The 22970-nt window shown below is 72.7% G+C and carries 24 protein-coding genes; 17 read left to right on the forward strand and 7 right to left on the reverse strand.

What is annotated here, in order from left to right:
• Positions 1-92: 92 nt before the first annotated feature.
• On the forward strand, positions 93-704 hold the full coding sequence (locus tag ACILRH_RS13175; protein WP_395693966.1) for a hypothetical protein: 612 nt from the start codon (positions 93-95) through the stop codon (positions 702-704).
• Between the two features lies 1 nt (position 705).
• On the opposite strand, the gene ACILRH_RS13180 is transcribed toward ACILRH_RS13175, so the two are convergent.
• Complete coding sequence (locus ACILRH_RS13180) at positions 706-2079, reverse strand: FAD-binding oxidoreductase (protein WP_395693967.1); 1374 nt, start codon at positions 2077-2079, stop codon at positions 706-708.
• An 89-nt stretch (positions 2080-2168) separates the two neighbouring features.
• On the opposite strand from ACILRH_RS13180, the gene ACILRH_RS13185 reads away from it, so the two are divergent.
• Positions 2169-3656: a substrate-binding domain-containing protein gene (locus ACILRH_RS13185; RefSeq protein ID WP_395693969.1), complete on the forward strand. Its 1488-nt coding sequence runs from the start codon at positions 2169-2171 to the stop codon at positions 3654-3656.
• Here the strand turns inward: ACILRH_RS13185 and msrB are convergent.
• On the reverse strand, positions 3619-4026 hold the full coding sequence (gene msrB / locus ACILRH_RS13190; protein WP_395693971.1) for a peptide-methionine (R)-S-oxide reductase MsrB: 408 nt from the start codon (positions 4024-4026) through the stop codon (positions 3619-3621). The two genes, ACILRH_RS13185 and msrB, sit on opposite strands and share 38 nt — an antisense overlap.
• Before the next feature lie 169 nt (positions 4027-4195).
• On the opposite strand from msrB, the gene ACILRH_RS13195 reads away from it, so the two are divergent.
• The 6 genes from ACILRH_RS13195 to ACILRH_RS13220 all read left to right on the forward strand — a co-directional run bounded on the left by ACILRH_RS13195 (position 4196) and on the right by ACILRH_RS13220 (position 9967).
• Complete coding sequence (locus ACILRH_RS13195) at positions 4196-5254, forward strand: IS110 family transposase (protein WP_395693973.1); 1059 nt, start codon at positions 4196-4198, stop codon at positions 5252-5254.
• 352 nt (positions 5255-5606) lie between these two features.
• On the forward strand, positions 5607-6683 hold the full coding sequence (locus ACILRH_RS13200; protein ID WP_395693975.1) for a saccharopine dehydrogenase: 1077 nt from the start codon (positions 5607-5609) through the stop codon (positions 6681-6683).
• Between the two features lie 83 nt (positions 6684-6766).
• Entirely contained in the window at positions 6767-7855 is a 1089-nt protein-coding gene (locus ACILRH_RS13205; RefSeq protein WP_395693977.1) for a ferredoxin reductase, read from the forward strand.
• Between the two features lie 70 nt (positions 7856-7925).
• On the forward strand, positions 7926-9143 hold the full coding sequence (locus tag ACILRH_RS13210) for a fatty acid desaturase family protein (RefSeq protein ID WP_395693979.1): 1218 nt from the start codon (positions 7926-7928) through the stop codon (positions 9141-9143).
• Positions 9122-9448: a hypothetical protein gene (locus ACILRH_RS13215; protein ID WP_395693981.1), complete on the forward strand. Its 327-nt coding sequence runs from the start codon at positions 9122-9124 to the stop codon at positions 9446-9448. Before ACILRH_RS13210 ends, ACILRH_RS13215 begins: the two co-directional genes overlap by 22 nt.
• A gap of 51 nt (positions 9449-9499) precedes the next feature.
• Positions 9500-9967: a nitroreductase/quinone reductase family protein gene (locus ACILRH_RS13220; protein ID WP_395693983.1), complete on the forward strand. Its 468-nt coding sequence runs from the start codon at positions 9500-9502 to the stop codon at positions 9965-9967.
• A 15-nt stretch (positions 9968-9982) separates the two neighbouring features.
• Here the strand turns inward: ACILRH_RS13220 and ACILRH_RS13225 are convergent, their stop codons facing one another.
• Positions 9983-10384, reverse strand: a complete 402-nt coding sequence (locus ACILRH_RS13225) for a hypothetical protein (RefSeq protein WP_395693984.1) — start codon at positions 10382-10384, stop codon at positions 9983-9985.
• 28 nt (positions 10385-10412) lie between these two features.
• Between ACILRH_RS13225 and ACILRH_RS13230 the strand changes: the two genes are divergently transcribed.
• The 5 genes from ACILRH_RS13230 to rimI all read left to right on the forward strand — a co-directional run bounded on the left by ACILRH_RS13230 (position 10413) and on the right by rimI (position 14188).
• Positions 10413-11492 (forward strand): DNA polymerase domain-containing protein, encoded by a 1080-nt coding sequence (locus tag ACILRH_RS13230; RefSeq protein WP_395693986.1) that lies wholly within the window; start codon positions 10413-10415, stop codon positions 11490-11492.
• A 108-nt stretch (positions 11493-11600) separates the two neighbouring features.
• Positions 11601-12248: a LuxR C-terminal-related transcriptional regulator gene (locus ACILRH_RS13235; protein WP_395693988.1), complete on the forward strand. Its 648-nt coding sequence runs from the start codon at positions 11601-11603 to the stop codon at positions 12246-12248.
• Positions 12245-12784, forward strand: coding sequence for a DUF664 domain-containing protein (locus ACILRH_RS13240; protein WP_395693990.1), 540 nt, complete (start codon positions 12245-12247; stop codon positions 12782-12784). The genes ACILRH_RS13235 and ACILRH_RS13240 overlap by 4 nt, the downstream gene beginning before the upstream one ends.
• A 304-nt stretch (positions 12785-13088) precedes the next feature.
• On the forward strand, positions 13089-13727 hold the full coding sequence (gene tsaB, locus ACILRH_RS13245) for a tRNA (adenosine(37)-N6)-threonylcarbamoyltransferase complex dimerization subunit type 1 TsaB (RefSeq protein WP_395693991.1): 639 nt from the start codon (positions 13089-13091) through the stop codon (positions 13725-13727).
• Positions 13724-14188 (forward strand): ribosomal protein S18-alanine N-acetyltransferase, encoded by a 465-nt coding sequence (gene rimI / locus ACILRH_RS13250; RefSeq protein ID WP_395693993.1) that lies wholly within the window; start codon positions 13724-13726, stop codon positions 14186-14188. The genes tsaB and rimI overlap by 4 nt, the downstream gene beginning before the upstream one ends.
• Here rimI and ACILRH_RS13255 read toward each other — a convergent pair.
• Complete coding sequence (locus ACILRH_RS13255) at positions 14176-15849, reverse strand: HAD family acid phosphatase (protein WP_395693994.1); 1674 nt, start codon at positions 15847-15849, stop codon at positions 14176-14178. The genes rimI and ACILRH_RS13255 overlap by 13 nt on opposite strands.
• A gap of 99 nt (positions 15850-15948) precedes the next feature.
• On the opposite strand from ACILRH_RS13255, the gene tsaD reads away from it, so the two are divergent.
• A complete protein-coding gene (gene tsaD, locus ACILRH_RS13260; protein WP_395693996.1) occupies positions 15949-16992 on the forward strand; it encodes a tRNA (adenosine(37)-N6)-threonylcarbamoyltransferase complex transferase subunit TsaD in 1044 nt (347 codons plus the stop codon).
• A 74-nt stretch (positions 16993-17066) separates the two neighbouring features.
• Here tsaD and ACILRH_RS13265 read toward each other — a convergent pair whose 3' ends face one another.
• Positions 17067-18200, reverse strand: coding sequence for a hypothetical protein (locus ACILRH_RS13265; RefSeq protein ID WP_395693998.1), 1134 nt, complete (start codon positions 18198-18200; stop codon positions 17067-17069).
• Positions 18200-18724: a SigE family RNA polymerase sigma factor gene (locus ACILRH_RS13270; RefSeq protein ID WP_395693999.1), complete on the reverse strand. Its 525-nt coding sequence runs from the start codon at positions 18722-18724 to the stop codon at positions 18200-18202. The genes ACILRH_RS13265 and ACILRH_RS13270 overlap by 1 nt, the downstream gene beginning before the upstream one ends.
• A 94-nt stretch (positions 18725-18818) precedes the next feature.
• On the opposite strand from ACILRH_RS13270, the gene ACILRH_RS13275 reads away from it, so the two are divergent.
• The 3 genes from ACILRH_RS13275 (at position 18819) to ACILRH_RS13285 (ending at position 21323) form a co-directional block, all read left to right on the forward strand.
• On the forward strand, positions 18819-19916 hold the full coding sequence (locus ACILRH_RS13275) for an S-(hydroxymethyl)mycothiol dehydrogenase (RefSeq protein WP_395694001.1): 1098 nt from the start codon (positions 18819-18821) through the stop codon (positions 19914-19916).
• Positions 19916-20572 (forward strand): MBL fold metallo-hydrolase, encoded by a 657-nt coding sequence (locus ACILRH_RS13280; RefSeq protein WP_395694003.1) that lies wholly within the window; start codon positions 19916-19918, stop codon positions 20570-20572. The genes ACILRH_RS13275 and ACILRH_RS13280 overlap by 1 nt, the downstream gene beginning before the upstream one ends.
• A gap of 136 nt (positions 20573-20708) precedes the next feature.
• On the forward strand, positions 20709-21323 hold the full coding sequence (locus ACILRH_RS13285) for a hypothetical protein (protein ID WP_395694005.1): 615 nt from the start codon (positions 20709-20711) through the stop codon (positions 21321-21323).
• A 322-nt stretch (positions 21324-21645) separates the two neighbouring features.
• Here the strand turns inward: ACILRH_RS13285 and ACILRH_RS13290 are convergent, their stop codons facing one another.
• The gene (locus ACILRH_RS13290) at positions 21646-22815 is read right to left on the reverse strand and encodes a THUMP-like domain-containing protein (RefSeq protein WP_395694006.1); all 1170 of its coding nucleotides are present in this window, start codon (positions 22813-22815) and stop codon (positions 21646-21648) included.
• Positions 22816-22970: the final 155 nt, after the last annotated feature.

Genomic DNA, 22970 nt, shown 5'->3' on the forward strand with positions numbered 1-22970 from the left:
CCGAGTGCCGGCCCGGCTGCCGGCCCGGTTCCCGGCCCGGGGCGTGGAACCGGGGCGTGGAACCGGGCGGTCACTCCCGCCGTCCGACCGGCATGAGGACCCTCGCTCCGACGCTCGCCCTGCTGCTGCTCCTCGCTGCGTGCGGCTCCGAGGGCCACGACACCGTGGAGCCCCGGGGCCGGCCCAGTGCGACGGCCGTGCCGGCGGCGCCCGGGGTGGTGACCACCCGTGGCCTCGTGACCGTGATGGACACCGGGGTGCCCGAGCTGTGCCTCGGCGCCGTCGCCGAGTCCTGGCCGCCCCAGTGCGACGGCCCGCGGATCGAGGGATGGGACTGGGTCGACCACCCGGGCACCTTCGAGCGCTCCGGCTCCGTGCGGTGGGGCGAGTACCGCGTCGAGGGCCTCTGGGACGGCACCACGTTCACCTACCAGGGCGCGATCCCCGCTGCGGCGTACGACGCGGCGCCCGAGCCGGCGCCCAGCGGGGCGCCGGCGTCCGGGCGCCTCGGTCCCGCTGAGCTGCAGGCCGTCGCCGACGAGCTGCTGCGGAACCTGCCCGGGGCGCAGACCGCGGCCGTCGAGGGTGACCGCGTCGTCGTCGGTGTCACCTACGACGACGGCAGCCTGCAGGACCAGGTCGACGCCGCCCACGGCGCCGGCACCGTGGTGCTGGTGCCGGCGCTCGTGGACGTCGAGGGGTAGCTCAGTCGACCGGGTGCTGGGCCAGGAACACCCCAGCCGGGTCGACCGCGGCGCGGACCGCGCGCAGCCGCTCGTACCGATCGCTGTGGACGGTCGCCAGGTCGACCGGCACGTCGCTGAAGTTCAGGACGTGGGTGCCGGTCGTCCAGGCCGCCATCGCGGCGCAGGCGGCGGCCGCGTCGGCGACTCCCTGCGCGGCCGCCTCCGGCGTCGGGGCGATCGCGACGCAGAAGAGCGCGTAGGCGCCCTCCAGGTGCGAGGTGACCCCGCCGCCCTCAGCGGGCCGACCGAGCGCGCCCCCGAGGTGGCGCAGCTCGGCGAACAGCAGCGAGGTGGTCGACCCCGGGCCGACCGCGCCGAGGTACGCCGCTACGGCCTCCTCGGGCAGCTCGGCGAGCACGGCGTGGTCGGCCACCGCGGGGGCCGGGGCGGGCGGGTCCATGTGCACCCCCGTCAGGCCGGCGGCCGGGATCCGGGCGAAGGTGTCCATCTCGGGTCCGAGCGCCCGTAGGGGGGCGAGCAGCTCCGCGGCCCGGTCGTCGTCCTCGAGCACCGCGCCGTCGACGACGACGAGCTGGCGGCCGCTGAGGAACGGCGGCAGGTCGGGGAGGGGCGGGAAGCTCATCACGCGCAGCGAGGTCGTCACCGACTCCGGGACCTCCCGGGTCCAGGCCGCCCACGCGGGCACCACCTCGGGCGCACGCTCGCGGTCCCAGAGCAGCATGCCGGCGAACACGTCGGCGTACGGCAGCAGGTCGAGCTCGAGCGCGACGACGACACCGAAGCTGCCGCCACCGCCGCGCAGGGCCCAGAAGAGGTCCGGGTGGTCGTCGGCCGTCGCGCGGACCAGGGAACCCTCGGCGGTCACGACCTCGACGGCGCGCAGGCTGTTGGCGGCCAGGCCGTGCCGGCGGCCGTAGAAGGAGAGCCCGCCCCCCAGGGTGTAGCCGGCGACGGCGACGTCCGGGGAGGAGCCGTGCAGGGCGGTCAGGCCGTGCGGCGCCGCCGCTGCGACGACGTCCTGCCACAGGGTCCCGCCGAGGACCCGGGCCGTGCGGGCCGCGGGGTCGACGGTGACGCCGGTGAGCTCGTGCAGCCGCACCAGGACGGCGTCGCCGAGGTCGCGCTGCATGAACGGCCCGGCGCCGTGGCCGCTGCTCTGCGGGGCGACGCGGAGGCCGGCCGCGGCGGCCGCCCGCACGACGTCGGCGACCTCGGCCGCGGAGTGCGGGACGGCGACGGCGGCCGGCCGCTGGTCGACGGCGAGGTTCCAGGGTGTGCGCGCGACGTCGTACCCGGGGTCACCGGGCAGGTGGACGCGGCCGCCGCAGAGGTCGCGGAGGCGCTCGGCAGGGGAGGTCGGGGTGGTGGTCATGCGCAGCACGATGCTTCGCTCGGCCGAACCGCGCCAGGAGTTTGCCGTGCCGTCACCTGATGGTCTGGTCCGGAGCCTACGGTCCGCCCGTGCGCCTCCTCGGACTGCTGATCACCCTGGCCGCCCTGCTGGCCACGGCAGACGCGACCCCACCCGTCGCGAGCGCCGCGACGTACGCCCGGATCGAGGGCTCCGGCTCGACGAGCGCGGAGCTGCTCCTCCAGCAGTGGGTCGCGGACGCGGACTCCGTCGGCATGAAGATCGACTACAGCGCTCGCGGCTCCTCGACGGGCCGCTCGGACTTCGCCCACGCAAGCACGGACTTCGGGATCTCCGACATCCCGTACCAGGGCGTCGACGAGTCCGGGGCGCCCGACACCAGCGGCGATCGGGACTTCGCCTACGTCCCGGTCACGGCGAGCGGCACGGCATTCAGCTATCACCTCACGGTCGGGGGCCGGATGATCCGGAACCTGCGGCTCTCCAGCGCGACCATCGCGAAGATCTTCACGAACCGGGTCACCAGCTGGGACGACCCCGCGATCGCGCGGGACAACAACGGCCGGAGATTCCCGTCCCTGCCGGTCACCCCGGTCGTCCGTTCCGACGGCGCGGGCACCACCGCGCAGCTGACCGCGTGGTTGGACCACGAGCACCCCGGACTCTGGCGCCCCTACCTGGGGCGGGCCGGGTGGACCTCGTACTACCCGAGGCAGGCCGGGACCCGGATGGTGGGCCGGGCCGGATCGGACGCCGTGATGAACCTGATCCGGAGCGGAGCCGGCAACGGCGCCATCGGGTACGTCGAGTACACCTACCCGCTCATGGCCGACTTCCCCGCAGCCCAGGTGCTCAACAGCGCTGGCTACTACGTCGGCCCGACGGCGGGCGATGCGGCGGTAGCACTGACCGCAGCGACCGTCAGCGGCGACCTGGTGGTCGACCTCGACGACGTCTGGACGAATCCGGACCCACGTGCGTACCCCCTGTCGGCGTACTCCTACCTGCTGCTCCCGACCGGGGCGGACGACCCGCGGATGACCACGGGCAAGCGGCAGGCCCTGACGGACTTCCTGCAGTACGCACTCTGCGAGGGACAGTCGAAGGCGGCACCGTACGGTTACGCGCCGCTGCCGTCGAACCTCGTCCAGGCAGGGTTCGACCAGGTGGCGAAGCTCCACGAAGCCGACCCGGCGGTCGAGCTGCCCGAGCTGAATGCCGGCTCGTGCGGCGACCCGACCGCCGACGCACCCCAGCCCCAGGCCTGCCAGGCACGGGGCGCCGGGCCGTGCGGCACCGCGGGTCCACCGACCAACCGGCGGCGGCCGTCGATCACCGGGCCGGTGCGTGTCGGTACGAGGGCTGCGGCGGACCCGGGGCGCTGGACCGGCGAACGGGGCTTCCGCTACCAGTGGCTCGCCGACGGGGAGCCGATCGCCGGCGCCCGACGTCCGACGTACCGGATCCCGGTCAGCCTGGTCGGGAGCCGTCTCCGGGTTCGCGTGACCGCGATGTCGGCAGAGTTCCCGCCGCGGACCGTCAGCTCGGCTGCTCGGCGGGTTCGAGCGTCAGGCTGATCGAGTTGATGCAGTAGCGGTCTCCCGTGGGGGTGCCGTAGCCGTCGGGGAAGACGTGGCCCAGGTGCGACCCGCAGCTCGCGCAGCGGACCTCGACCCGCTTCATGCCGTGCGAGGTGTCCTCGAGGTACTCGATCGTGTCTGAGATCGGCTGGTAGAAGGAGGGCCAGCCGCAGCCGGAGTGGAACTTGGTGTCGGACTCGAAGAGCCTGGCCCCGCAGGCCCTGCAGGAGTAGACGCCGGTGGTCTCGGTGTCGGTGTACTCGCCGGTGAAGGCGCGCTCGGTGCCGGCCTGGCGGAGGACGGCGTACTCCTCGGGCGAGAGCTGCTCGCGCCACTCCGCGTCGGTCTTCTCCACGTCGTAGGGCATGGGCCCAGTCTAGACGGTATGGAGTGACCTCTCAGGGCTGCTGAGGGTTGTAGGCCGGGGCCCCACTCACAAATGGTCGTGGGTTACCGAGTAGGGCTGGCCTGCTCGGCCTATCCAACAGTTGTGGGAGGCCCCGGTGTTCACCGAGCGTACGAGCGTTGGGCTCGACGTGCACGCACGATCAGTCGCGGCGGCGGCGATCGATGGCGTCACGGGCGAGTTGGTCCAAGCGAAGCTGACCCCTTCGCACGAGCACATCCGGTCCTGGATCGAAGAGCTGCCGGGTCCGGTGGCGGTCACCTATGAGGCCGGCCCGACTGGGTTCGGGCTTCAGCGTCACCTGGATGCAGCCGGGATCCGGTGCGTGGTCGCGGCGCCATCGAAACTGCAGAGGCCCTCGGGCGATCGGATCAAGACCGACGCCAAGGACGCGGTCCACCTGGCCCGGCTGCTGCGACTCGACGAGATCACCGCAGTGGCGACTCCCACCGCGGACCAAGAGGCCGCCCGCGACCTGGTCCGTGCTCGCGAGGACTGCCGTGGTGACCTGATGCGGGCCCGGCACCGGCTGTCCAAGCTGCTGCTGCGCCACGGGATCGTCTACTACGGCGGTCAGGCATGGACCGGGAAGCACGACGCTTGGCTGCGGCACCAAGCCCTCCCGCAGCTGACCAGCCGTGCGACCCGGCTGACCTTTGACTCCGACTACGAGAACGTCTTGACGGCCAAAGCTCGCCGGGACCGGCTCGACACCGCGATCGGCCAGATGGCAGGCGATTCCGAGTTCACCGACCTGGTGCACCGCCTCGGATGCCTGCGTGGGGTCAGCACCCTGACCGGGTTCGCACTTGCGGTCGAAATTGGTGACTGGCACCGGTTCACCGGCAACACCATCGGCTCCTTCGTCGGTCTGGTGCCCAGCGAGTACTCCTCCGGGTCCTCACGTGTTCAGGGGTCGATCACCAAGACCGGCAACACCCACGTGCGTCGGCTACTGGTCGAGGCGGCCTGGCACCACCGTGCCCGCTACGTCGTGGGCAAGACCATGCGGGATCGGTGGGACCTGGCCCCCGCAGCTGCTCGGGTTCGTGGCGACGAGGGCAACCGGCGGCTGCACCAGCGGTGGGTGAAGTTCATCGACCGCAAGAAGAAGCCCACCATCGCCAACGTCGCGATCGCCCGCGAACTGGCCGGCTGGTGCTGGTCCCTGGCCGTGCTCGAGGAGTAGCCGACCACGATCTGCTTCGTCGTTCACGGCGGCCGGTGGCAGCGCGTGGAGCGACCCGCGAAACACCTATGAGCAGCCGACACCCTCGTCCGCGACGCTCGACGCTAGACAAGCGGTCCCGCTCCTGCCGAAAGCACCGTCCTGCGGTAACCAACCCGCGCATATCAGTCTGACCGCGCGTCGCCAACGACACGCTCACCAGCAACCACGACGGCGAAGCACGAGGCGCCCGCCCCGCAACGATCGGGACGGGCGCCTCACCCTGCTCTTGACAGGCGGCCACTACATATCAGGTGGGCGGAGAAGGCAGCCCCGACCTGGACGGCGGACCTGACGGTGGCATCCTGGCCCGATGCAGCCCGTCCATGTCTGGGTCCGGTCCGAGTCCCGTGGCACCGAGCGGCGGGCGCCGCTCGTGCCCGCCGACGTGCCGGTCCTGCTCGACGCCGGCATCGAGGTGACGGTCGAGGAGTCGGTGTCACGCGTCTTCCCGATCGAGGAGTACGACGCCGCCGGCGCGACCGTCGTCGGGGAGGGGACCTGGGTCGACGCGCCCCACGACGCCTACGTCCTCGGGATCAAGGAGCTCCCCGACGAGCCGGCGACCCTGCGTCACCGGCACATCTACTTCGCCCACGCCTTCAAGGGCCAAGACGGCGCCCGGAGCACCCTGGAGCGCTTCCGGCGCGGCGGCGGCCGCCTGCTCGACGTCGAGTACCTCACCGACGGGGACGGGAGGCGGGTCGTGGCCTTCGGCTACTGGGCCGGCTACGTCGGCGCCGCGCTCGGCGTCCTGCACCTGGCCGGCCGGCTGGTCGCGCCGCTCGCCCCGATGGCCAAGCACGAGCTCGACGCGGAGCTCGAGGCCGCCGGCAGGGCCGGGGTCGCCGAGCTGCTGGCGCTGGTGACCGGGGCGCACGGCCGGTCCGGGCGCGGGGCGCAGGCTGCCCTGACGACCGCCGGGCTGCCGGCCACCCGGTGGGACCGCCAGGAGACGCGCGACCTGCACAAGCAGGCCCTGCTCGGCCACGACCTGCTGGTCAACTGCGTCGTCACGCACACGCCCACGACGCCCTTCGTGGAGCAGGCGGACCTCGACCACGAGCGCCGGTTGCGCGTGCTGGCCGACGTCACCTGCGACGTCACCGGCCCGACCAACATGCTGCCGGTGAACACCGCCGTCACCACCTGGCGCGAGCCGGTCCGGCGACTCGTCGACGGCGGCGGGGGACACCCGGCGCTGGAGGTCATCGCGATCGACAACCTTCCGTCGCTGCTGCCGCGCGAGGCCAGCGAGGGGTTCAGCGCCGACCTCACCCCGCACCTCCTCGGGCTGGTGGGCCCGGACGGACCGTCCGGGCCCTGGCGGGCCGCCGGCCGGGCCTTCGAACGGGCGCTGGCGGAGCTCGGCACGTCGCCGGGCTCCTGAGGGCGCGGCCGGGGGAGAGGCGTGGCGCGCGCCACCCTTCCGGGCGTTGACTCAGTGAGAGAACACCTGTTCACTGGGATCGCATGGCCGCCACCATCTCGTGGGAGCGCATCCGGGGCGCCGGTGCGAAGCTGACGACCCCGCTGCACCCCGACGACTACCTCCACCTGGTCCACCCGCTCTGGAGCCAGCGCGAGCTGCGCGGGCGGGTCGAAGAGGTCCGTCCCGAGACCGACGACGCCGCCACGCTCGTGATCCGGCCCGGCTGGGGCTGGCGCTACGACCACCGGCCCGGTCAGTACGTCGGCATCGGGGTCCAGGTCGACGGGCGCTTCCAGTGGCGCTCCTACTCGGTGAGCTCCCCGCCACGGCGGGACGGGCGCACCATCGCGATCACGGTGCGGGCGATGCCGGAGGGCAAGCTGTCCAGCCACCTGGTCAACGGCCTCGAGCCGGGCACGATCGTCCGGCTCGCCCGGCCTGAGGGCGACTTCGTGCTGCCCGAGCCGCCGCCGGCGAAGATGCTCTTCCTCGTCGGCGGGAGCGGGGTCACACCGGTGATGGCGATGCTGCGCACGATGGACCGGCGCTCCCGACGCGGGGGTGCGGCCATGCCCGACGTCGTCATGCACTACTCCTCGCCCACGCCGGAGCGGATGATCTTCCGCGACGAGCTCGACCGGCTCGAGCGCGAGCACGACGGTCTCACCGTCCATCGGCTGCACACCGACACCGAGGGCATGCTGGACCTGGCGGACCTCGACACGATCTGCCCGGACTGGCGCGAGCGCGAGACCTACGCCTGCGGGCCGGCCCCGATGCTCGACGCGATCACCGAGCACTTCGAGCGGGCCGGCCTGGAGGAGCGGCTCCACTTCGAACGGTTCTCCCTCGACCTCGGCGGGGACGGCGGCGAGGGCGGCACCATCACCTTCCGCACCTCCGGCAAGACCGTGGAGGCGGACGGCGCGACCACGGTCCTCGAGGCCGGCGAGGAGGCCGGCGTCGGGATGCCCTACGGCTGCCGGATGGGCATCTGCCACACCTGCACGCTCACGCTGGTCAGCGGAAGGGTCCGCGACCTGCGCAGCGGCGAGGAGTTCGACCAGCCCAACGAACAGGTGCAGACCTGCGTCACCGCCGCCGTGGGCGACTGCACCCTCGACATCTGACCATCCACACCGGTCGAGGAAGGCGCTCTGCGCCTGTCTCGAGACCCAGTGAGACGAAAGGAACACCGACGTGGCGATCTCGGACGTCCAGGAGTACACCCATCTCACCGACGAGGAGGTGGAGCAGCTCGGCCGCGAGCTCGACGCGATCCGCGCCGAGATCGAGGAGTCGCGCGGCGACGCGGACGCGGCGTACATCAACCGGCTGATCCGCATCCAGCGCTACCTGGCGGTGGCCGGGCGGGTGATCCTGCTGCTGGGGACGCAGTCCAGGCGGACGCGCGTGCCCGCGGCGATCGCCGGCGCCACGCTGCTCGGGCTCCACAAGATCCTCGAGAACATGGAGATCGGGCACAACGTCATGCACGGGCAGTGGGACTGGATGAACGACCCGGAGATCCACTCCTCCAACTGGGAGTGGGACACCGCCCAGCCGGCCGAGCAGTGGAAGCACAGCCACAACTACGTGCACCACCAGTTCACCAACGTGCTCGGCTACGACAACGACATCGGCTACGGGGTCCTGCGCATGGCGCGGGAGCAGCGCTGGACGCCGTACCACCTCGGGCAGCCGGTCTACAACGCGCTGCTCGCCACGCTCTTCCAGTGGGGCGTCGCCCTCCACGACCTCGACATCGAGCGGATCCGGAAGGGTGAGAAGGACCCCCGGGAGATGAAGCGGCAGCTCCGGCAGATCCTGCGCAAGGGCCGCAACCAGGTGCTCAAGGACTACGTGGTCCATCCCGCCCTCGCCGGGAAGCAGTGGAAGACCGTGCTGGTCGCCAACGCGACGGCCAACCTGGCGCGCAACCTGTGGGCCTACATGATCATCTTCTGCGGCCACTTCCCGGACGGTGCGATGCACTTCACCGAGGAGGAGATCGAGGACGAGACCCGGGCCGAGTGGTACCTGCGGCAGATGCTCGGGTCGGCCAACTTCGAGGGCGGCCCGCTGCTGCACGTCATGTCCGGCAACCTCGGCTTCCAGATCGAGCACCACCTCTTCCCCGACCTCCCGAGCAACCGCTACGCCCAGATCTCGGTGCGGGTGCGGGAGCTGTGCGAGAAGTACGACCTGCCCTACACGACCGGACCACTGCACCGGCAGTACGGACAGGCGCTGCGCACGATCATGAAGCTGTCGCTGCCCAACCGGATGACGTCGAGCAACCAAGCTCCCGCGATGACCGAGCCGCCGTCTCCGGAGCGCAGGCGCAAGCGCAAGTCGGACGCCGAGCGGCCGCCGCGCCGCAAGGAGCTGGGCAGGTGGATGCGGAGCGCCTCGTGAGCGCGGCGCCGCTCGCCGACCTCGCGGAGCGCCTCACCACCCGGCGCTGGGTCACCCAGTGCGCGCTGAGCCGGATCTGCGGCGTCTGCGGTGAGTCCCTCGGCCGGCCGATCGCCTTCCGCGGTACGCCGGAGGAGGTCGGCCGCAACGCCTTCCACCTGCCGCCGATGCACGTGGAGTGCGCGGCCGGCCTGGGGGAGCGGGACGAGACGGAGCTGGTGACCACCGCCGCCTTCGAGTTCGTCCGTCCCGCCGGGGACGACGCCGACCGACGGCCGAGGTTCGAGCCGAGCCTGCTGCTCTGACGGTGACCTTCGGCTCTGGACCGTCGCGCGGGCCGGAGGCAAGGTCGAGACGTGGCCGAGAAGCGTCGCTCGCGAGCGGCTCCGCTGCCGCCCCGGTGGTTCGTCGTGACCTTCTGGCACGGGCACCGGTTGCTCCTGCGCCTCACCGGTGGTCGGGTCGGGCTGTGGCGACCCAAGCCCGGCGGATGGGGTGCGCTCTGGCTCACGACGACCGGCCGGCGCAGTGGTCGCCGACGCCGCGTCGTGGTCGGGTACCTCGAGGACGATGACGACCTGGTCACGATGGCGATGAACGGCTGGGGTGCCTCGGAGCCCGCGTGGTGGCTGAACCTGCAGGCGCACCCGGAGGCCGTGGTCTGGACCCGGGAGGGTCGGCGCCGGGTCCTCGCCCATCGCGCCACAGGCGTCGAGCGCGACCGCCTGTGGGCCCGTTGGGGCGAGGTCGACGAGAACCTCGAGGGGTACGCCGCGCGCCGGCCGCATGAGACCGCGGTGGTCGTCCTCTCGCCGCGCCCGTGAAGGCATCCGCCCCGGTCAGGCTGGGTGAACACCCCCGAGCAGAAGACCGCGCTGGACACCCTCCACCTGCGCAAGATCGACCTGGCCGACCGGGTCCTGGGCGTCAACCCCGGTAGGAACGTCGGCGAGTCCGAGCCGGGACGTCATCACATCCGAGCAACTGTCACCACGATCGTGATGACGTTCCGCGTCCGACGGTCCAGCGGCGCTCCACGGTGCGTCCGCGACAATCCGCCACCCGGCGGGCATCACGCCCGTCGAACCGGGGCGGTGCAGCCAGGTGGCATCGATGAGCAGGTGGAGGCCGCCCGCGACCCAGAGGTCGCCCCGGCGGGCGACCGGGATGCCGAGGGCGGCGAACGCGTCGTCGTACCAGGCGACGCTGGAGGCGACGGCCGTCCTCAGCCGGAGGTCCACGTCGGACCTGTGTCCTATGGTCGTGCGCATGGCGAAGGCAGCGGCGGCCGAGGTCGTGGCAGGTGGCCGGGCGGTCCGGGTGTCGAGCCCGGACCGGGTGGTCTACGAGGCGACCGACCGCACCCCTGAGGTGACCAAGCTGATGGTCGCGGAGTACTTCGCGAGCGTCGAGGACGGGCTGATGCGGGCCCTGCGCGACCGGCCGACCGCGCTCGAACGCTGGACCGCCGGCGTCCGCCCCGGGATGAGGCTGGCGACCGGACCGCAGGACAAGGACGCCGACGCGTTCTACCAGAAGCGGGTGCCGAAGGGGGCGCCCGACTACCTGGAGACCGTCGAGGTCACCTTCCCGTCCGGACGGACCGCGGACGAGATCTGTCCCACCGAGATCGCCGTCCCCGTCTGGTGCGCCCACATGGGCACGCTGGTCTTCCACCCGTGGCCGGTGCGGCGGTCCGACGTCGACCACCCCGACGAGCTGCGGATCGACCTGGATCCGCAGCCCGGCACCACGTTCGCCGACGCGGTCCGCGTGGCGGGCGTCGCCCGCGAGCTGCTCGAGGAGCTCGGGCTGCGCGGCTACCCCAAGACCTCGGGCAACCGCGGCGTCCACGTCTACGTCCGGATCGAACCGCGGTGGGAGTTCACCGACGTCCGGCACGCAGCCATCGGCTTCGGCCGTGAGCTCGCCCGACGGGACGACGGGGTCACGGTCGACTGGTGGAAGGAGGAGCGCGGTGAGCGCATCTTCGTGGACTTCAACCAGAACAACCGCGACCGCACCATCGCGTCGGCGTACTCGTTGCGCCCCTTGCCCGGCGCTCCCGTCTCGACCCCGGTCACCTGGGACGAGCTGGCCGGCGTGACCGACCCGGCCGACTTCAACCTCTTCACGGTCCCCGACCGGGTTGCGGACGGCGACCCGTGGGCGAGCATCGACGACGAGGCGTTCTCGCTCGAGCCCCTGCTGCGACTGTGGGACGAGCTCCCCGGAGGGGAGCTCAACTTCCCGCCCGACTACCCGAAGATGCCGGGCGAGCCGCCGCGGGTGCAGCCGAGCAAGAAGGTCGCCGAGCACTGGGACGCGGACGGCAACCGGGTCGAGTAGCCGCCCCCGGCGGGGCCGGCGTGGGATCCCTCACGCCTGGTCCGGTCCGGGTTTGGGCCCGCGCGATGCCGGGAATCCGGTCTGCGATCGACCTCTGAGGTGATGAGCATGCCGTCCGCGGCCCGCCCCCGCCCCATCCGCGTGGCCCTGGTGACCCAGCACGAGATCGTCCGTGCGGGCGTCCGCAGCCTGCTGGCGCCGTACGCCGACCGGGTGCGTGTCGTCGAGCCCGGGCCCGGCTCGCGCCTGGATGACGTCGACGTGCTGCTCTTCGACGTCCTCACGCTCAGCGACGGGGACGGCGCGGACCTCGAGGCCGCGGTGAAGGCCTGCCCGGGACGGGTCCTGGCGCTCTCCCGAGAGCTGCAGCCCGGCCTGGCCGCCCGGGCGCTGGCGATGGGGGCGGTCGCCTCGGTGTCGCTCGGCATCGGGGCCGACGAGCTCGTGCACGCCATCGTGGCGTTCGACGCGGGCCACCTCGGTGACGGCTCGCAGGCCGACCTGGACAACCAGGCCGACCGCCGGCGCCAGCTCGGACGCGACGTCGGACTCTCCCAGCGCGAGCTGGACGTCCTGGGGCTGATCGTCGGGGGCCGGTCCAACGAGGAGGTGGCGGGCGAGCTCTACCTCAGCATCAACACGGTGAAGTCACTGATCCGCTCGGCCTACCGGAAGATCGGGGTCACCACCCGCTCGCAGGCGGTCGCGTGGGGGATCGAGCACGGCTTCCCGAGCAGTGGCACGATCGACCTGTGACCGACGACCAGCGCGTCGCCCGCGCGGACGGTGAGCCCGGCAAGCACGGCCCGGCCGGCGCCGCACGCTGGTCGGCCTACCTCGACTGGCTGCGCGACGACGTCGCGTACGGCGTCCTGCGGCTCCCACCTGGGGAGCAGCGCACGACGCGGCTGCCGTCGGGGTGGACGCCGATCGAGCTGCTCAGCCACGTGCTCCACATGGAGCAGCGCTGGTTCGTGTGGGGGTTCCTCGGCGAGGACGTGGCCGAGCCGTGGGGCGACTGGAGCGTCGACGAGCCCTGGGACGAGGGCAGCGGCGGGCGCTGGGTGGTCGCTGCCGACGTGACGGCCGAGGAGCTGGTCGCCCAGCTGTGGGCGGTGGCCGAGCGCACCCGCGCGGTGCTCCGGGAGCACCCGCTGGACGCCGTCGCCGCGCCGGGCGGTCGGTTCGCGGCCGACCCGCCGACGCTGGAGTGGATCTGCTTCCACGTGGTCGCGGAGTACGCACGCCACGCCGGCCACCTCGACATCGTCGTCGAGCTCGCGGGCGACTGAGCGCTGCAGCGGGCGGGGGAGTGGGCACGGCAGAAGGCCCGCCCCGCCTTCTCGGGGATCCGAGCGCGCGGAGCGGGCCTGTCGGACCACCGCGTCGCCTCCCCCCAGGCGTTCGCAGATCCCCACGCTCCGCGATGGTGTCCGACGTCTGCAGCTGTCCACCGGCCGGCCGTCCCCCCGTCGGGCCTCCCGGGTGCCGGCGTGTCCCCCACCGACTCCTGAACACTAGGGCGGGGTCTCCCACGTCCGGCCCACGGGCGATCCACAAGTCAGCAAGGATTCGGTAACGGGTTAGCCTCGGCGGGTGCTCCTCGCCCTCGACACGGCAACGCCGCTGGTCACCGTCGCCCTGCACGACGGTGCCGACGTGGTCGTCGAGCTCACCGCCGAGCGCCCGATGAAGCATGCGGAGCAGCTGGCACCGCTGATCGAGCGGGCCCTGCGCGAGACCGGGCTGGTCCGGCAGGACCTGACGGCGGTGGCGGTGGGCGTCGGGCCGGGACCCTTCACCGGGCTCCGGGTCGGCCTGGTGACGGCACGGACCCTCGGCTTCGCGCTGGAGGTCCCGGTCTACGGCGTGTGCTCGCTCGACGTGCTCGCCGTGGAGGCCGTGGCGACGCGCGCCGTGGACCGCGACTTCGTCGTGGTGACCGATGCTCGGCGCAAGGAGGTCTACCTGGCGGCGTACGACGCCGAGGGCGTCCGCCTCGACGGACCCGTGGTCGGCAAGCCGGCCGACCTCGCGGACGACGGCCCGGCGGTCGGGCCCGGGGTCGGGCTCTACCCCGAGGCGTTCCCGCTGCAGGTCGGACCGACGGCGCCGAGCGCCGGCTGGCTGGCCCGGACGGTCGCCGAGGAGCTCGCCGAGCTGCGCGACCCCGAGCCGCTCTACCTGCGCCGGCCGGACGCCGCCATCCCGCACGCGCCCAAGCGCGTCTCGTGACCGTCCGCCCCGCCACCACCGCCGACGTGCCGGCGATCGCGGCGCTCGAGCGCGACAACCTCGGCCCGGACGCCTGGTCGCAGGCGCTGGTGGCCGACGGTGTCGCCGGCGACCTGCCCACCGTCTCCTACGTCGTGGTCGAGGTCGACGGGGCGGTCGTCGGGCACGCGGTCGCGAGCGTGGCGGGCGACATCGCCGAGCTGCAGCGGATCGCGGTCGACCCGGCCCACCGGCGCACCGGCCTCGCCACCGCCCTCCTGGACGCCGTGGTCGGCACCGCCCGTGAGGGTGGTGCCGACCGGCTGCTGCTGGAGGTCCGCGAGGACAACGCGTCGGCGCTGGCGTTCTACGCCGCGCACGGCTTCGTGGAGGTCGACCGGCGCCGCCGCTACTACCGCGACGGCGCCACCGCGGTCGTCCTCCGTCGGGGCCTGGGTCCGACCTGCTCCTACGGCAGGTAGTAGGTCGGGTTCGGCAGCTTGACCACCCGGTCGGAGTAGCCGCCGATCAGGTCGCTGAACTGGTCGCCGAAGTTCGCCACGATGTGCAGGTGCAGCCCGTCCTGCACGTGCCGGCGCGTCGACGCCTTGTAGTCGATCGTCGAGCAGGTGGCCGGGTTGCCGTCCAGTCCGCAGTCGACGTACGCCGGCGGCGTGTCGCTGCTGGTCCACTTGGTGAAGTAGTAGGCCGACTTGAACAGCGGGTTGCCCGCGCCGTCGTGGTAGTAGCGCGCCAGGTTGTCGAGCGTCGCGACCCGCTGGGCGTTGTTGCGACCGGTCAGCCCGACGATGCGGCAGCCGGCCTTGGCGGCGGCGAGCACCACGCCGGGCATCCGCGGGGTGGCCGGGAACCGGCCCTCCTGCACCCAGGTGTTCTGCAGGGTGGGGTCGAAGTTGAACTTCATCGCCCCGTCCTCCATGTCGTAGGTCCACAGCGTCGTGTCGTCGGCGTCGAACACGACGGCCGGGTGCTGCCGCTTCTTCACTCCCTGGCTGCACAGGACGCTCAGCTTGTGCCGCCAGACCGTCGCGATGCGCGTCATCTGGCTGATGTAGGGCGAGCTCGTCTTGTCGGCGATCCCGTTCGTAGCGCCGTGGTAGGCGCGGATCTCGGCCTTGACGTTGTCGATGTTCGGGATGTGGTCACCCGGCGTGGTCAGCCCGCTCGAGCCGTCGGCGGCCATGTCGAAGGCGGTCGGCAGCGTGAGGTCGGCGTCGCTCTCCGGCGCGCCGGTGACGTCGGGGCTCGGCAGGTAGTAGGTCGGGTTGGGCAGCTTCACGCTGTGTTGCGCGTGCCCGCCCTGGAGGTCGGAGTACTGGTCGCCGACGTTGAGCACGATCGTCTCGCCCGTCGACTCGATGTGCGCGCGGGTGCCGGACTTGTACTCCACCGTCGTGCACTTGGCCGGGTCGTCGTTCGGGTCGGTGCTGGTGTGGCAGTCCAGCCAGTCCGGCTTCGGGGTGCTGCTGTCGAACTTCGTGTAGAAGTTGTCGGCGTCGAAGGCGTCGTAGCCGACGTCGGCGAGGTTGTCGAGGGTCGCCTGCTCCTGGCTCGCGCTACGGCCGGTGATGCCGTAGACGTCGTACCCGCGGTCCTCGACCTCCTGGACCAGCGCCGGCATCCCCGGGGTCGCCGGGAAGAGGCCCTGCTGGACCCAGGTGTTCTGGAGAGCCGGGTCGAAGTTGAAGTGCATCGCCGCGTCCTCCATGTCGTAGGTCCACAGCGTGGTGTCGTCGGCGTCGAAGACCACGGCCAGATGGTCCGCCGGAGACGGGTCGGGCAGCTGGTCCAGGATCGACTGCTCGATGCCGGTGAGCTCGGTGATGTAGGGGGAGCTCGACTTGTCCGCGATGCCGTTGGTGGCGTGGTAGTAGGTGCGGATCGTCGACTTCACCGAGTCGATGTTGGGGATCGCCTCGCCGTTCGCCGGCGGCTTGGGCGTCGACCCGTCGGGGTTCAGCGGGTGCACGACGAAGTGCGTGCGCGGGGTGAGCGCGCTGTCGTCGCGTCCCGCGGTGTGGGCTGAGGTGGTGGTGGCGGTCGCGGCGGTGCCGACGAGCAGCGTGGCGGATGAGACGGCCGCGACGAGCGCGCGCGTGCCGGTGCGTCCCGAGAGTCGCATGGTGCTCCTGTGTCGTGGAGGGCGGTCGAGCAGATGGTTGACCGGAGCAACGTACGCCCGCCCCGGATCGGATGGGAAGACAGGTGTGAGGATGTGCCCATGAGCGAGCCCCTCGTCCTCGGCATCGAGACCTCCTGCGACGAGACCGGGGTCGGGATCGTCCGCGGCCACACCCTGCTCGCCGATGCGGTCGCGAGCAGCGTCGACGAGCACGCCCGGTTCGGCGGGGTCGTCCCCGAGGTCGCCAGCAGGGCGCACCTCGAGGCGATGGTGCCGACGGTCGAGCGCGCCTGCGAGACCGCCGGCATCGCCCTGCACGACGTCGACGCGATCGCGGTCACCAGCGGTCCCGGCCTGGCCGGTGCGCTCATGGTCGGGGTCGCCGCGGCGAAGGCGCTCGCGATCGGGCTGGGCAAGCCGCTCTACGGCGTCAACCACCTCGCCGCGCACGTCGCGGTCGACCAGCTCGAGCACGGGCCGCTGCCCGAGCCCTGTCTGGCGATGCTGGTCAGCGGCGGGCACTCCTCCCTGCTGCGGGTCGAGGACGTCACCTCGGGCGTCGACCCGCTCGGGTCGACGATCGACGACGCAGCGGGTGAGGCCTTCGACAAGGTCGCCCGGCTGCTCGGCCTGCCGTTCCCCGGTGGCCCCCACATCGACCGGGCGGCCCGCGAGGGCGACGGCGTCGCCATCGACTTCCCGCGCGGGCTCACCTCCCGCCGCGACCTCGAGCGGCACCGGTTCGACTTCTCGTTCTCCGGTCTCAAGACCGCCGTCGCGCGCTGGGTCGAGGCGCGCGAGCGGGCGGGCGAGCCGGTCCCGGTCGCCGACGTCGCGGCGTCGTTCCAGGAGGCGGTGTGCGACGTGCTCACCCGCAAGGCGGTGGACGCCGCCGCCGCCCAGGGCATCGACGCCATCCTCATCGGCGGCGGGGTCGCCGCGAACTCGCGGCTGCGCGCGATGGCCGAGGAGCGGGCCTCCGCGCGCGGCATCCGGGTGCGCGTGCCGCGCCCCGGCCTGTGCACCGACAACGGTGCGATGGTCGCGGCCCTCGGCGCCGAGATGGTCGCCCGCGGTCGCACGCCCTCGTCGCTCGACCTCCCCGCCGACTCCTCGCTGCCGGTCACCGAGGTCCTGGTCTGATCGCGAGGCCACGGCAGCAGTCGTGATGCCCACGGTGCGCTCGGGCGCACGGTGAGCATCACGACTGTCAGGACCTAGTCCGAGAACTGGTACTCGGCCACGATCTCGGGGTTGCCGCCGGGTGCCGGCCCGTCCACGACGACCGGGTCGAGGTCGTCCAGCGGCGGGAGGGCCCGCTCCCGCACCAGCTGCCAGTCCCGGCCGGACAGGTCCGTCGTCGCGAGGAGGACCTCGTCGTCGTCGGCCCAGGCGGACCGGCTGACGACCGCGCCCGAGAGCCGCGAGGACCAGACCCGCTTCAGATCGAGGTCGAGGACCTGGACCTCGCCGACCATGTTGTTGTCTCCCCGCGTGCCGAGCAGGTGCTGCCCGTCGGGGGAGAACCGGAGGCTCGAGGTCTCGCAGGTACGGGCGACCACCTCGTAGGTGTCCAGGTCGAAGAGCCCGGCGCAGCCGAACTGCTCATCGGGCCCCGGGACGAAGTCCAGCGCCCACAGGGTCCCGTCGGGGCTGATGTCGCTGACCCGCGCGTTGCGCGGGAGGCCGGTCGGGAGCACCACCGACCCCTCACCGTCCGGTGTCACCCCGCTGGTCGTCCGCGCGCCGTCGCCGACGAGCAGGAGGTCGGCGTCCACGACCGCGTCGATCGTCCCGACGGCCTCACCGGGCATCGGGATGCCGGGACGCTCGACGGGGCGGGCCACGCCGCTGCGCAGGACACGGATGGTGAAGTCCTCGGCCACCCAGGCGACGGCGGTCCCGTCGTTGCTCGCGGTGACCACGTTGGCCTGCACCGCGTACTGCGCCTGCCGGGAGCCGTCGGCGGCGTACACCCGGACCGCGTAGGGCTGCTGCAGCGCGACGACGACGCGCCCGTCGGCCAGCGCCGCGAAGTTCGTGACATCGGCGCTGTCGACGCCGATGCGCACCCTGGACCCGTCGGCGCGGGTGACGACGCCGTCGTGCAGCACCGCGGTGTGCCCGCGCGGGGCCGGCGCCGGCTCGACGGCACGCTCGTGGTGGCCGCCGAGCACGGCCGGCAGCACCAGCACCAGCGCGACGACGGCGGCCACGGCGCCGGCCGCCGCAGCACGGCGACGGCGCCGGATCGAGCGGGCCCGGCCCCGCACGGCGTCGAGGGTCAGCGGTGCACCGTGCACGTCGCCGGCGCGGCGCTCCAGCTCCCGGACGAGGGTCTGCTCGCTCATCACTGCTCCTCCCCGCTGGCCGGCCGCAGGGTCGGGTCGAGGTCTGCCGGTGTTCGATCGCGCAGGGCCGCCAGGGCTCTGCTGGTCTGGGACTTGACGGTGCCGACGGAGATCCCGAGCACCTCAGCCGTCTCGGCCTCGCTCAGCTGCTCGTAGTAGCGCAGGACGACGACGGCCCGCGCCCGGCGGGGGAGCGTCTGCACGACCGCCCACACGGCCGCACCGAGCCCCTCGTCGTACGCGTCGTGGACCCCGCGGGAGTCGGGCAGCCTGTCGCTGGCGACCTCGCGGCGCTTCCACGGCCGGCGCCAGAGCGAGTTGTTCTCGTTGACCATGATCCGGCGGACGTAGGCGTCCACGGAGCCACGGTCCTGCACCCGGTCCCACGCCAGGTAGAGCTTGGCCAGCGAGGTCTGGAGGAGGTCCTCGGCCTGGTGCTGGTCGCCGGTGAGCAGGTAGGCCGTGCGCAGCAGCCGGGCCTGCCGCGCCGCGAGGTACGCCGTGAAGTCGGTGTCCCGGTCCACCGTCGTCACTCCTGCCTGGTCCGTCGTCACACCCCCCAGACGCGAACTCGCCCGAGGTGGTTGCAATTCTCCCGTGATCCGCTTGGGTGGAGCCATGCAGCAGGTGAAGGGCGTGGTCGCCCGGGGGAAGGGTCAGCCGGTCGAGCTGACGACGATCAACGTGCCCGACCCCGGCCCGGGTGAGGCGGTGGTGAAGGTGCAGGCGTGCGGGGTGTGCCACACCGACCTGCACTACCGCGAGGGCGGCATCAACGACGACTTCCCGTTCCTGCTCGGCCACGAGGCCGCGGGCGTGGTCGAGGCGGTCGGCCCCGGCGTCACCTCGGTGGTGCCCGGTGACTTCGTGGTCCTCAACTGGCGGGCGGTCTGCGGGACCTGTCGGGCCTGCGAGCGCGGCGAGCCGTGGTACTGCTTCGCCACCCACAACGCGACCCAGCGGATGACGCTGGCGGACGGGCCGGATGCCGGGACCGAGCTGTCGCCGGCGTTGGGGATCGGGGCGTTCGCGGAGAAGACGCTGGTCGCCGCGGGGCAGTGCACCAAGGTCGACCCGTCGGCGCGGCCGGCGGCGGTGGGCCTGCTGGGCTGTGGCGTGATGGCCGGCATCGGTGCGGCGATCAACACCGGTGCGGTGACCCGAGGCCGGTCCGTCGCCGTCATCGGTTGCGGAGGCGTCGGCGTGGCGGCGGTGGCCGGCTCGGCCCTCGCGGGCGCGAGCCCGATCATCGCGGTCGACATCGACGCGGGGAAGCTGGAGGCGGCGAAGCGGATGGGCGCCACTCACACCGTCGACTCGTCCGTCACCGACCCCGTGGCCGCCATCCAGGAGCTCACCGGGGGGTTCGGGGCCGACGTCGTCATCGAGGCCGTGGGGCGACCGGAGACCTGGAAGCAGGCGTTCTACGCCCGAGACCTCGCCGGCACCGTGGTGCTGGTCGGCGTCCCCACCCCGGACATGACGGTGCCCGACATCCCGCTGATCGACGTGTTCGGTCGGGGCGGCTCCCTGAAGTCGAGCTGGTACGGGGACTGCCTGCCCAGCCGGGACTTCCCGATGCTGGTGGACCTCTACCGGCAGGGCCGGCTCGACCTGGACGCCTTCGTGACCGAGGAGATCGGCATCGGCGACGTTGAGGCGGCGTTCGAGAAGATGCACCACGGCGGCGTGCTGCGCTCGGTCGTGGTCCTCTGATGGCCGGTGCCGCCCGGGTCGACCACGGCGTGACGAGCGGGACCTTCAGTCTCGACGGACAGACCTTCGACGTCGACAACAACGTGTGGGTGGTCGGCGACGACGACGAGTGCGTCGTCATCGACGCCCCGCACGACGTGGACGGGATCCTCGCGGTCGTCGGCGACCGCCGGGTCAAGGCGATCGTGTGCACCCACGCCCATGACGACCACGTGCGGGTGGCGCCCGAGCTGCGGGAGCGGGTCAACGACGGGCAGGGCGCGCCGATCATGCTGCACCCCGACGACCGGCCGCTCTGGGAGCTGACCCACGGCGGGCCCGACGCCGCGGACGGCTACTTGTGGGACCTCGACCTGGCCGACGGCGTACGCATCGAGGTCGGCGGCACGACGCTGGAGGTCCTGCACACACCCGGGCACGCCCCCGGGGCCGTGTGCCTGCACGCGCCCGACCTGGGCTGCGTGTTCACGGGCGACACCCTCTTCGAGGGTGGCCCCGGCGCGACCGGGCGCTCCTACTCCGACGCCGACCTGATCGTCGCGTCCATCCGCGAACGCCTGTTCGCGCTGCCGGACGAGACGGTCGTGCACACCGGGCACGGCGCCGACACCACGATCGGTGCCGAGCGGGCGCGGGCGACGGGTCCGTCGAACTAGTGGAAAGTCGAACAACTCGGGACCTTGCGCCTTGCGGGAGTGGACATCCGGCCCTGAGTTGAGCCGGGACTTCGTCCTTAGCGTGGTGGCACGGAGCGGGAACGACGGAGTTCCCGCCAGCAAGAGGAGGCGCACCATGCGCTCGGCATTCGACAAGTTCATCTCCTGGACCGGCCTCCTGATGGCCGTCGTCCTCCTCGTGGCCGGTGGCCTGTTGTGGTGGGCCCACAGCTTCATCGGCAACCAGGTCGACGAGCAGCTCACCATGCAGGGCATCACCATGCCCGAGGGTGACGCCCTTGCCGGCCTGCCCCAGGCCGACGCCGACGCCCTCAAGCCCTACGCCGGCAGCGCGCTGGACACCGGCCCCGAGGCCAAGGCGTTCGCGAACCACTACATCCTGGTCCACATGAACGAGGCCAGCAAGACCGACGCGGCCCCCGACGGCCGCACGTACGAGGAGGTCAGTGGCGAGTTCATCACCATGACCCCCGAGCAGCAGGCGTCCGAGGAAGGCCAGGCGCTCGCCGGGCTGCGTCAGACACTGTTCATGGGCAACACCCTGCGCGGCCTGCTCCTCTACGGCTACGCGTTCGCCACCATCGGGACCATCGCCGGCATCGCCGCGATCGTCTCCTGGGTCGGCGCCGTCCTCCTGCTGGCCCTGTGGGGTCTGGGCCTGCGGCACGCCCGCCGGGCCGAGAAGGAGGCGACCGCCGAGGTCACCGGCGCAGCGCCGCTGACCGCCTGACGGACCGCGTCACCCGCGTCACCACGCACCTCGCCCGGGAGCACCACACGCTCCCGGGCGTCGTGCTGTCGTGGGGAGTGGATGAATCCCCGGTCAGCCGGGGAAACCTGACGTTGTCGGGGGTTGCAACCCCCGACATGAACTCCCTGACCGGTGGTGCCCCTGGGGCGGGCGTGGCGCACACCGGGCTCCTCGCCCGAGCGAGCCCGGCCCCAGCGTGGTCAGGTCTCGGTGCGCCCGGTCGCGAGCTCGTGCCTCGCTCGCGCGGGCACTCGACCTGGCACCGGGCTCCTGGCCCGAGCGAGCTCGGTCCAGGCGGTGCTCAGATCGGCCGCACCAGCAGCGCGGTGCCGTGCCCGGCCACCCGGGTCAGCACGATGGTCGCCTCCTGCTCCCCGTGCAGGTCCAGCCGCTTGCGCAGCTGCTCGGGGACGACGTCGACGCCGCGCTTCTTGATCGTCAGCCGGCCGACGCCGCGCTCGCGCAGGGCCGCCCGCAGCGCCTTCTCGCGGTAGGGCAGCTCCTCGAGGACGGCGTACGCCCGCGCGAACGGCGTGCGGAAGGCCTGGTCGGAGGTGACGTAGGCGATGTGCTCGTCGAGCAGCCCACCGCCCACCCCGGCAGCGACGGCGGTCACCAGCCCGGCGCGGATCACCGCCCCGTCGGGCTCGTAGAGGAAGCCGCCCAGGTCGCGCACCGGCGCGCCGGGGTCGTCCTCGTCGGTGAGCGTGGCCAGCCCGCCGTCGCCGATGACGGTGGCCCGGCGCGCCGTCGTCGCGAGCCGCCCCGACCACAGCGCCGCCTCCTTGACGTCGCCGTGGTCGCTCACCCACTCCGCCTCGACCCCGGCGGGCACCAGGTCGTGCGGGATGCCCGGGGCGACCTTCACGCACGAGTCGCGCGTCAGCAGGGCCTCGACGAACGCCCACGGTGGGGTCCACCCGTCCACGTCGAAGACCCGTCCGCGCGCGGTGCGCCGGGCGGGGTCGGCGAACGCGACGTCGAACGGTGTCGTGTCGACCGTCGTGGCGTCCGCCACCGCCACCGCGCCCGGCAGCCCGAGCGCTGCGAGGTTCGCCTCCGCGACCGCGACCCGCACGGGGTCGAGGTCGACCCCGGCCGCGACCAGGCCGGCGCGGGCGGCGGCGACCAGGTCCCCGCCGATGCCGCAGCCGAGGTCGACGACCGTCCGGGTGGACGCGGCGACGAGCCGGCCGGCACGGTGCTCCGCGACCCGCAGCCGGGTGGCCTGCTCGAGCCCGTCGGGGGTGAAGTACATCCGGTCGGCCAGGTCGCCGAGCTTGTCGCGGGCCCGCACCCGCAGGGTGGCCTGGGTGAGCGCGGCGGCCACGTGCTCGGCCGTCGCGCCCCGGCGGAGCCGGGCCTGGGCCGCGAGCTCGTCCCGTCCACCGGTGCCCACCTCGTCCACCGCGGCGGCGAGGAGCGCCTGGCCGGGATCGGTCAGGAGCCACCGGAACGCGTCGAGGTCCACGGTCGGATCCTGCCGCACGGGGGGTTCCCTGGCACTCTGTTGGTCAGAGTGCTAGTTTCTGATCTGGCACTCTCCCCGTGAGTGTGCCAGCGCTTGCGTCCAGGGTGCGACCCCCGCGACGGCGTACCCCATCCGCAAGCACCAGACGTGCACCA

Origin of the sequence: Nocardioides sp. (assembly GCF_044226765.1) — a bacterium.
Lineage (GTDB): Bacteria > Actinomycetota > Actinomycetes > Propionibacteriales > Nocardioidaceae > Nocardioides.